Origin of the sequence: uncultured Neisseria sp., assembly GCF_951230505.1 — a bacterium.
Lineage (GTDB): Bacteria > Pseudomonadota > Gammaproteobacteria > Burkholderiales > Neisseriaceae > Neisseria.
The window spans coordinates 1-10,507 of record NZ_CATNVN010000058.1 but is presented as its reverse complement, the minus strand read 5'-3'; the positions used below and the strand labels follow the sequence as shown (position 1 = coordinate 10,507).

Genomic DNA, 10,507 nt, shown 5'->3' with positions numbered 1-10,507 from the left:
CTCAACCCGAATCCAGTTTCCGTATTCCTACAAACGCTTCGGGTTTTAAAATATCTGTATCCCCAACAGCATTCATATACTAATTAATAAAAATTAAAAAACGTATACCTTCGCTTCAGCCTTATTGTATTTATTAGTTTTGATAACTATTTGTATTTATTGATTTTAAATTTTCAGATAGTTGATGATTGAAATTTTACAGGCCGTCTGAAAACAGTTTTTAGAACGATTGTTTCTTTTTAAACGGTTCGTTTCAAGTTGTGAAAAAACCGAGCCGTCCGATTAATACTGAAAAAAGTCTATAAAGGAGAAATATGATGAGCCAACACTCTGCCGGAGCGCGTTTCCGTCAAGCCGTGAAAGAATCGAATCCTCTTGCCGTCGTCGGTTGTGTCAATGCTTATTTTGCACGATTGGCCACCCAAAGCGGTTTCAAAGCGATTTACCTGTCCGGCGGCGGCGTGGCAGCCTGCTCTTGCGGTATCCCTGATTTGGGCATTACCACAATGGAAGATGTGCTGATTGACGCACGACGCATTACGGACAACGTGGATACGCCTTTGCTGGTGGACATCGATGTGGGTTGGGGCGGTGCATTCAATATTGCCCGTACCATTCGTAACTTTGAACGCGCTGGTGTTGCAGCGGTTCACATCGAAGATCAGGTAGCGCAGAAACGCTGCGGCCACCGTCCGAACAAAGCCATCGTTTCTAAAGATGAAATGGTCGACCGTATCAAAGCTGCCGTAGATGCGCGCGTTGATGAGAACTTTGTGATTATGGCGCGTACCGATGCTCTAGCGGTAGAAGGTTTGGATGCCGCTATCGAACGCGCTCAGGCTTGTGTCGAAGCCGGTGCAGACATGATTTTCCCTGAAGCCATGACCGATTTGAAAATGTACCGCCAATTTGCAGATGCAGTAAAAGTACCTGTATTGGCCAACATTACCGAGTTTGGTTCCACTCCGCTTTATACCCAAAGCGAACTGGCTGAAAACGGCGTGTCGCTGGTACTGTATCCGCTGTCATCGTTCCGCGCAGCAAGCAAAGCCGCTCTGAATGTTTATGAAGCGATTATGCGCGATGGCACTCAGGCCGCAGTGGTTGACACTATGCAAACCCGTGCCGAGCTGTACGAGCATCTGAACTATCATGCCTTCGAGCAAAAACTGGATAAATTGTTTCAAAAATAAGTAACCGCTTTCAGACGGCCTTTCAACAAATCCGCATCAGCCGTCTGAAAAATAAAACCCATAAAAATACAAAGGAGAAATACCATGACTGAAACTACTCAAACCCCGACTTTCAAACCTAAAAAATCCGTTGCGCTTTCTGGTGTTGCGGCCGGTAATACTGAATTGTGTACTGTTGGCCGTACCGGTAACGATTTGAGCTATCGCGGTTACGACATTCTGGACTTAGCACAAAAATGCGAGTTTGAAGAAGTCGCCCACCTGCTGATTCACGGCCATCTGCCCAATAAATTCGAGCTGGCCGCTTATAAAACCAAGCTCAAATCCATGCGCGGCCTGCCTATCCGTGTGATTAAAGTTTTGGAAAGCCTGCCTGCACATACCCATCCGATGGATGTGATGCGTACTGGCGTATCCATGCTGGGCTGCGTTCATCCTGAACGTGAAAGCCATCCGGAAAGTGAAGCGCGCGACATCGCCGACAAACTGATCGCCAGCCTCGGCAGCATCCTGCTGTACTGGTATCAATATTCGCACAATGGCAAACGCATTGAAGTTGAAAGCGACGAAGAGACCATCGGCGGTCATTTCCTGCACCTGTTGCACGGCAAACGCCCAAGCGAATCACACATCAAAGCCATGCACGTTTCACTGATTCTGTATGCCGAACACGAGTTCAACGCTTCTACCTTCACCGCCCGCGTGATTGCCGGTACAGGCTCTGATATGTACTCCTGCATTACCGGTGCAATCGGCGCATTGAAAGGTCCGAAACACGGCGGTGCGAACGAGGTGGCTTACGATATTCAAAAACGCTACCGCAATGCCGACGAAGCCGAAGCCGACATCCGCGAACGTATCGGCCGCAAAGAAATCGTGATCGGTTTCGGTCATCCGGTGTACACCATTTCCGACCCTCGCAATGTTGTCATTAAAGAAGTGGCACGCGGTTTGAGCAAAGAAACCGGCGATATGCGCCTCTTTGACATTGCCGAACGTTTGGAGAGCGTGATGTGGGAAGAGAAAAAAATGTTCCCGAATCTGGACTGGTTCTCCGCCGTTTCCTACCAAAAATTGGGCGTACCGACCGCTATGTTCACACCGCTGTTCGTAATTTCCCGTACAACCGGTTGGAGCGCACACGTTCTCGAGCAACGCAAAGACGGCAAAATCATCCGTCCGAGCGCAAACTACACAGGCCCTGAAGATTTGGCATTCGTGGAGATTGAAAACCGCTAATACGCGTAACAGCAGGGTGGGCCGCCTGCCCACCCCATCTCGAAATGCCGTTTGAAAACAATGAATAAATGATGTTTTCGTTTTTCGACGGCCTAGTGCAGTATGCGAGAGAGAGAGCCGGCCGTTTGGAAAACATGCTGCTCTGCTGTCGTCATTCCCATACAGGCAGAAATTCAAAAGTTGAAATGTTCTGCTGTAAAGAGTGCTGAAAGATTTAAGTTTGGATTTCCGTCTATACGGGAATGATGGTAGCGGAGCAGCAATTTTTTTTCATGCTGCGAATAGATTTCAGACAACAAGCAATAAAACAGAATTTATGGTTTCAGACGGCCTTAAGGTCCGAATTAACAGGCCGTCTGAAACCCCAAAACCAAAAAAAGAATAGATTTAGGAGAACCGACATGACTGCCAACCAACGCTACCGCAAAGCTTTGCCCGGTACGGATTTGGAATATTACGACGCGCGTCAGGCGTGTGAAGACATCAAACCAGGCTCTTACGACAAGCTGCCTTATACAAGCCGCATCTTGGCTGAGAACTTGGTCAACCGCGCAGACAAAGTCGACCTGCCTACGCTGCAAAGCTGGTTGGGCCAGCTGATTGAGGGAAAACAGGAAATCGACTTCCCTTGGTATCCGGCGCGCGTGGTGTGTCACGATATTCTGGGTCAGACAGCGTTGGTGGATTTGGCAGGCCTGCGCGATGCGATTGCCGAAAAAGGCGGCGATCCTTCCAAAGTGAATCCTGTGGTGCAAACCCAGCTCATCGTCGACCACTCTCTGGCCGTTGAATGCGGCGGTTACGATCCCGATGCCTTCCGTAAAAACCGCGAAATCGAAGATCGACGCAACGAAGACCGTTTCCACTTCATCAACTGGACAAAAACCGCATTTGAAAATGTGGACGTGATTCCAGCGGGTAACGGCATTATGCACCAAATCAACTTGGAAAAAATGTCGCCGGTTGTCCAAGTCAAAAACGGCGTAGCATTCCCTGATACCTGCGTCGGTACAGACTCTCATACGCCGCACGTCGATTCACTGGGCGTAATTTCCGTAGGCGTGGGCGGTTTGGAAGCCGAAACCGTAATGTTGGGCCGTGCATCCATGATGCGTCTGCCTGATATTGTCGGCGTGGAGCTGACCGGCAAACGTCAACCGGGCATTACTGCCACAGACATCGTGTTAGCACTGACCGAATTCTTGCGTAAAGAGCGCGTGGTTGGCGCATTTGTCGAGTTTTTCGGCGAGGGTGCAAGAAGCCTGTCTATCGGCGACCGTGCCACCATTTCCAATATGACCCCTGAGTTCGGCGCGACTGCTGCGATGTTCGCTATTGATGAGCAAACCATTGATTATTTGAAACTGACCGGTCGCGATGATGAGCAGGTGAAATTGGTGGAAACCTACGCCAAAACCGCAGGCTTGTGGGCAGATGCCTTGAAAACCGCCGTTTATCCGCGCGTATTGAAATTTGATTTGAGCAGCGTAACGCGCAACATGGCAGGTCCAAGTAACCCGCATGCCCGTTTTGCGACCGCCGATTTGGCCAGCAAAGGCTTGGCTAAATCTTATGAAGAGCCTTCAGACGGCCAAATGCCTGACGGTGCAGTGATTATTGCCGCGATTACTTCGTGTACCAATACTTCCAATCCGCGTAACGTTGTCGCCGCCGCGCTGTTAGCACGCAATGCCAACCGTCTCGGCTTGAAACGCAAACCTTGGGTGAAATCTTCGTTTGCCCCGGGTTCAAAAGTAGCCGAAATCTATTTGAAAGAAGCAGGCTTGTTGCCTGAAATGGAAAAACTCGGCTTCGGTATCGTTGCCTTCGCATGTACCACCTGTAACGGCATGAGCGGTGCGCTGGATCCGAAAATCCAGAAAGAAATCATCGACCGCGATTTGTACGCCACCGCCGTATTGTCAGGCAACCGCAACTTCGACGGCCGTATCCATCCGTATGCGAAACAGGCTTTCCTTGCTTCGCCTCCGTTGGTCGTTGCCTACGCGCTGGCAGGCAGTATCCGTTTCGATATTGAAAACGACGTACTCGGCGTTGCAGACGGCAAAGAAATCCGCCTGAAAGACATCTGGCCTACCGATGAAGAAATCGATGCTATCGTTGCCGAATATGTGAAACCGCAACAATTCCGTGACGTTTATATCCCGATGTTCGACACCGGCACAGCACAAAAAGCACCAAGCCCGCTGTACGACTGGCGTCCAATGTCCACCTATATCCGCCGCCCGCCTTACTGGGAAGGCGCACTGGCAGGGGAACGCACATTGAGCGGTATGCGTCCGCTGGCAATTTTGCCCGACAACATCACCACCGACCACCTCTCGCCGTCCAATGCGATTTTGGCCAGCAGTGCCGCAGGCGAATATTTGGCGAAAATGGGTTTGCCTGAAGAAGACTTCAACTCTTACGCAACCCACCGCGGCGACCACTTGACCGCCCAACGCGCAACCTTCGCCAATCCGAAACTGTTTAACGAAATGGTGAGAAACGAAGACGGCAGCGTACGCCAAGGTTCGCTGGCACGCGTTGAACCAGAAGGTAAAACCATGCGCATGTGGGAAGCCATCGAAACCTATATGAACCGCAAACAGCCGCTCATCATCATTGCCGGTGCGGACTACGGTCAAGGCTCAAGCCGCGACTGGGCTGCAAAAGGCGTACGTCTCGCCGGCGTGGAAGCGATTGTTGCCGAAGGCTTCGAGCGTATCCACCGCACCAACTTGATCGGTATGGGCGTGTTGCCGCTGCAGTTCAAACCGGGTACCAACCGCCACACCCTGCAACTGGACGGTACGGAAACCTACGACGTTGTCGGCGAACGCACACCGCGCTGCGACCTGACCCTCGTGATTCACCGTAAAAACGGCGAAACCGTCAAAGTTCCGGTTACCTGTCGCCTCGATACTGCAGAAGAAGTGTTGGTATATGAAGCCGGTGGCGTGTTGCAACGTTTCGCACAAGACTTCTTAGAAGGAAATGCAGCGTAAGGTAAATCGGGTATCTTCAAAATGCCCAAGTTACGCTAAAAAAGGTTTTCAGACGGCCTCGAATGTTTGAGAGGCCGTCTGAAAAAACCATACTAGAAATACAAAGGAGAACTCGAAATGCCGCAAATTAAAATTCCAGCCGTTTACTACCGCGGCGGTACATCTAAAGGCATTTTTTTCAAACGCACCGATCTGCCGGCCGCTGCGCAGGAAGCAGGCGAGGCGCGCGACAAAATTCTCTTGCGCGTACTCGGCAGCCCCGACCCTTACGGCAAACAGATTGACGGTTTGGGCAATGCCAGTTCGTCCACCAGCAAAGCCGTGATTTTGGATAAATCCGAACGCGTCGATCACGATGTCGATTATTTGTTCGGACAAGTTTCCATCGACAAACCTTTTGTCGATTGGAGTGGCAACTGCGGCAATCTGACCGCCGCCGTGGGCGCATTTGCCATCGAACAAGGCTTGGTCGACAAATCCAAAATCCCTTCAGACGGCCTGTGTACCGTCAAAATTTGGCAGAAAAACATCGGCAAAACCATTATTGCCCATGTACCGATGCAAAACGGCGCAGTTTTGGAAACAGGCGATTTTGAGCTTGACGGCGTAACGTTCCCGGCAGCCGAAGTACAAATCGAATTTCTTGATCCGGCCGACGGAGAAGGCAGTATGTTCCCAACCGGCAATTTAGTCGATGAAATTGATGTGCCGAATATAGGCCGTCTGAAAGCCACGCTTATCAATGCTGGGATTCCAACCATTTTCCTGAATGCTGCAGATTTGGGCTACACAGGCAAAGAGTTGCAAGACGACATCAACAACGATGCCGCCGCTCTGGAAAAATTTGAAACCATCCGCGCGTATGGTGCGCTGAAAATGGGCTTGATCAGCGACGTATCCGAAGCTGCCACTCGCGCCCATACTCCGAAAGTCGCTTTTGTCGCTCCTGCGGCCGATTACACCGCTTCAAGTGGCAAAACCGTCCAAGCTACCGACATCGATTTATTGGTACGCGCACTGAGCATGGGCAAATTGCACCACGCCATGATGGGTACCGCTTCAGTTGCCATCGCTACCGCCGCCGCCGTGCCCGGTACGCTGGTCAACCTTGCAGCCGGAGGCGGAGCGCGTAAAGAAGTCCGTTTCGGCCATCCGTCAGGCACACTGCGTGTCGGTGCAGCCGCCGAATGTCAGGACGGACAATGGACGGCCACCAAAGCGGTCATGAGCCGTAGTGCACGCGTGATTATGGAAGGACAAGTCCGGGTGCCGGAAGATTGCTTTTAAGTTTTCAGACGGCCACGCTATTAAACAAGGCCGTCTGAAAACCAAATAAGCGGATTTTAGTCAGGTAGCGATACCTGCAATGGAGATTAGGATTGGGCATCAAGCCTGACTAAACACCAAACCAAAGGCAATCCGGAAAGCGTTCGCTTTTCAGACGGCCTGAAGTCAAAAATAATCAAAAATTCAAAGGAGAAACACCATGTCCAACCAACTCATTCTTGTTCTGAACTGCGGCAGTTCTTCGCTCAAAGGTGCCGTTATCGACCGTAAAAACGGTAAAGTTCTCCTAAGCTGTCTCGGCGAACGTTTGGGTACGCCCGAAGCAATCATTACGTTCAGCAAAGACGGTAAAAAATGCCAAGCTCCCTTGGCAGGGCGCAACTGTCACGCCGGCGCGGTGGGTATGCTGTTGAAAGAGCTTGAAAAACACGGCTTGCACGACCGCATTAAAGCCATCGGCCACCGCATTGCCCACGGCGGCGAGAAATACAATGAATCTGTTTTGATCGACCAGGCGGTCATGGACGAACTCAAAGCCTGCATTCCGCTCGCTCCGCTGCACAACCCTGCCAATATCAACGGTATTTTGGCTGCGCAAGAGCATTTCCCAGGCCTGCCCAATGTCGGCGTGATGGATACTTCGTTCCACCAAACCATGCCGGAGCGTGCCTACACTTATGCAGTTCCGCGTGAATTGCGCAAAAAATACGCTTTCCGCCGCTACGGTTTCCACGGTACCAGCATGCGTTATGTTGCCCCGGAAGCCGCACGCATCTTGGGCAAACCGCTGGAAGACATCCGTATGATTATTGCCCACTTAGGCAATGGCGCATCCATTACCGCCATTAAAAACGGCAAATCCGTCGATACCAGTATGGGCTTCACACCGATCGAAGGCTTGGTGATGGGTACTCGCTGCGGCGACATCGATCCGGGCGTATACAGCTATCTGACTTCCCATGCCGGTTTGGATGTTGCCCAAGTTGATGAAATGTTGAACAAAAAATCAGGATTGCTCGGTATTTCCGAACTTTCCAACGACTGCCGTTCTTTGGAAATCGCGGCGGACGAAGGTCATGAAGGTGCGCGTTTGGCCCTGGAAGTCATGACCTACCGCCTTGCCAAATATATTGCTTCGATGGCTGTGGCTTGTGGCGGCGTTGACGCACTCGTGTTTACCGGCGGTATCGGCGAAAACTCGCGTAATATCCGCGCTAAAACTGTTTCCTACTTGGATTTCTTAGGTCTGCACATCGACACCAAAGCCAATATGGACAAACGCTACGGCAACTCCGGTATCATTAGCCCGACAGGTTCTATGCCGGCTGTTTTGGTTGTTCCAACCAATGAAGAGCTGATGATTGCCCACGATACTGCTCAGTTGGCCGGCTTTTTGGAAGAAGTAGGCTAGGGCGAAGATTTTCCTAGATCATAAACAATAAAAAGTGCGGATTCATCATCCGCACTTTTTTAATTACATCTTAATCAAGCCACTTGGGTTTGATGTTCGTCGCCGTTGCGCTCACGAACTGCGCCCAAGCGGTAAACGGTTTCGCCTTGTTCGCTCAAGAATGCCTGTATCGCATCGGCATCTTCTTTGGCAATGATAACGACCATGCCGATACCGCAGTTGAATGTACGGTACATTTCTTGGGTTTCCACATTGCCTGCTTTTTGCAGCCATTGGAACAGTTTAGGCAATTCCCACGCTTTGGCATCGATTTGTGCGACGGTATTTTCAGGTAAAACGCGTGGTACGTTTTCGGTAATGCCGCCACCGGTAATATGGGCCATGCCTTTAATGGTGAATTTTTCCAAAGCGGCAAGGATAGGTTTCACATACAGGCGGGTAGGGGCGATGATGGCTTCGCGCAAGGTTTTGCCGTTGTCAAATTCCGCGTCCAAATCAGGATTGTCACGCTCGATGATTTTGCGTACCAACGAATAGCCGTTGGAGTGTGCGCCGTTGGAAGCCAAGCCCAAAACAACGTCTCCGGCCTGAATGTTGCGGCCGTTGATGACGCGTTCTTTTTCAACCACGCCGACGGCAAAACCGGCCAAGTCGTATTCGCCTTCAGGATACATGCCCGGCATTTCGGCAGTTTCACCGCCAATCAAAGCGCAACCGGATTCTTCGCAGCCTTGGGCAATGCCTTTAATCACATCAGTCGCGCGGGCAACATCCAGTTTGCCGCAAGCGAAATAGTCCAAGAAGAACAAAGGTTCTGCACCTTGAACCAAAATGTCGTTGACGCTCATGGCAACCAAATCGATGCCGACAGTATCGTGTTTGTCCCAGTCGAATGCCAGTTTCAGCTTGGTGCCGACACCATCCGTACCGGAAACCAATACCGGATTTTTGTATTTTTTGCCGATTTCGACCAAAGCGCCGAAACCGCCCAAATCACCCAACACTTCAGGGCGCATAGTACGCTTGGCAAAAGGTTTGATGTTTTCGACCAGTTGATCGCCTGCGTCGATATCCACGCCTGCGTCACGATAGCTCAAAGAAGTGCTCATTGGATTTCCTTATTCGGGTATGGGTAGATTGTCGGAGCGTATTTTATCTTAAATTAGAGGATTCAGGCTGAATTTTTTGGCATTATTGTCAACAATTTTTATTTTATCTTAATAGCCGTCGCGCTTTCAGACGGCCTTTGTGAATCTGTTATACTGCTTATTTATTTCGAAAACCTTAAACATCAATTGGGAAATACCTTTTTATGTATCAAAAGAAAGCGCGAGGCGCAAAACCGTGGATTATTATGGCTTGCGTTATCGCGGCCTTTATTTGGCTTTTATATGCCTTAGGCAATGTTTTGACGCCGTTTATTGTGGCTGCCGTTTTAGCCTATGTTTTGAATCCCTTGGTCGAATGGCTGCAATTGAAGCGTATCCGCCGCGCACCGGCCTCTATGATTATTATGGCGCTTGCTTTGCTGATATTACTGGCGTTGATGCTGATTATTATACCTATGCTGTTAAATCAGTTTAATAATCTGGCCGAACGCCTGCCGCAAATCGTGGGCTTTGTTCAAAACAAACTGCTACCGTGGCTCAACAGCGTCAGCGGGGATTATATTCAAATCGATCAAGAATCAATCATCGCATGGTTGCAGTCGCATACGGATGAGTTGAGCAATACGCTCAAAGCATGGATTCCTACCTTGATGCGTCAGAGCGGTAACGTCATCAGCGGCGTCAGCAATTTGGTGTTGCTGCCTTTGCTGCTGTATTACTTCTTGTTGGACTGGAAACGTTGGTCTTCCGGAATCAGCAAACTGGTTCCACGCCGTTTTATCGAGACCTACACGCGTATCAGTGGCAATATGGACGAAGTCTTAGGCGAGTTTCTGCGCGGCCAGCTGATGGTTATGATGATTATGGGCTTGGTCTATGGCTTGGGCTTGATGCTGGTCGGTTTGGATTCCGGCTTTGCCATCGGTATGATTGCCGGTATTTTGGTATTTATTCCGTATTTGGGCGCATTTACTGGCCTTTTGCTGGCGACAGTTGCCGCGCTTTTGCAATATGGCTCATGGCAGGGCTTATTGATGGTCTGGGCTGTATTCGGTGTCGGACAATTCTTGGAAAGCTTTTTCATTACGCCTAAAATCGTTGGCGACCGCATCGGTTTGTCTCCATTCTGGGTGATTTTCTCATTGATGGCTTTCGGACAACTGATGGGTTTTGTCGGTATGCTTGCCGGCTTGCCGCTTGCCGCCGTAACATTGGTTTTATTGCGTGAAGGCGCATCTGCTTATTTCGGCAGCCGTTTCT

7 protein-coding genes are annotated in these 10,507 nt (G+C 50.3%); 6 read left to right on the top strand and 1 reads right to left on the bottom strand.

Translation table 11 applies throughout. From position 1 onward, the window contains the following. The first annotated feature begins 317 nt into the window (after positions 1 to 317). The 5 genes from prpB (at position 318) to Q1M25_RS05250 (ending at position 8,138) form a co-directional block, all read left to right on the top strand. Positions 318 to 1,193, top strand: coding sequence for a methylisocitrate lyase (gene prpB, locus Q1M25_RS05270; RefSeq protein WP_002233567.1), 876 nt, complete (start codon positions 318 to 320; stop codon positions 1,191 to 1,193). Between the two features lie 84 nt (positions 1,194 to 1,277). Continuing rightward, complete coding sequence (gene prpC, locus Q1M25_RS05265) at positions 1,278 to 2,432, top strand: 2-methylcitrate synthase (RefSeq protein ID WP_070583901.1); 1,155 nt, start codon at positions 1,278 to 1,280, stop codon at positions 2,430 to 2,432. A 401-nt stretch (positions 2,433 to 2,833) separates the two neighbouring features. Further along, positions 2,834 to 5,440 carry a Fe/S-dependent 2-methylisocitrate dehydratase AcnD gene (gene acnD, locus Q1M25_RS05260; protein ID WP_300482518.1) on the top strand — a complete coding sequence of 869 codons (2,607 nt, stop codon included), beginning with the start codon at positions 2,834 to 2,836 and terminating at the stop codon, positions 5,438 to 5,440. Positions 5,441 to 5,557: 117 nt separating this feature from the next. Then, a complete protein-coding gene (gene prpF / locus Q1M25_RS05255; protein ID WP_300482515.1) occupies positions 5,558 to 6,727 on the top strand; it encodes a 2-methylaconitate cis-trans isomerase PrpF in 1,170 nt (389 codons plus the stop codon). A gap of 199 nt (positions 6,728 to 6,926) precedes the next feature. Further along, on the top strand, positions 6,927 to 8,138 hold the full coding sequence (locus Q1M25_RS05250) for an acetate kinase (RefSeq protein ID WP_300482513.1): 1,212 nt from the start codon (positions 6,927 to 6,929) through the stop codon (positions 8,136 to 8,138). Between the two features lie 74 nt (positions 8,139 to 8,212). Here the strand turns inward: Q1M25_RS05250 and purM are convergent, their stop codons facing one another. Continuing rightward, positions 8,213 to 9,247: a phosphoribosylformylglycinamidine cyclo-ligase gene (gene purM, locus Q1M25_RS05245; protein ID WP_300482510.1), complete on the bottom strand. Its 1,035-nt coding sequence runs from the start codon at positions 9,245 to 9,247 to the stop codon at positions 8,213 to 8,215. A gap of 203 nt (positions 9,248 to 9,450) precedes the next feature. Here purM and Q1M25_RS05240 point away from each other — a divergent pair. After that, on the top strand, positions 9,451 to 10,507 hold a 1,057-nt coding region (locus tag Q1M25_RS05240), incomplete at its 3' end, for an AI-2E family transporter (RefSeq protein WP_300482507.1).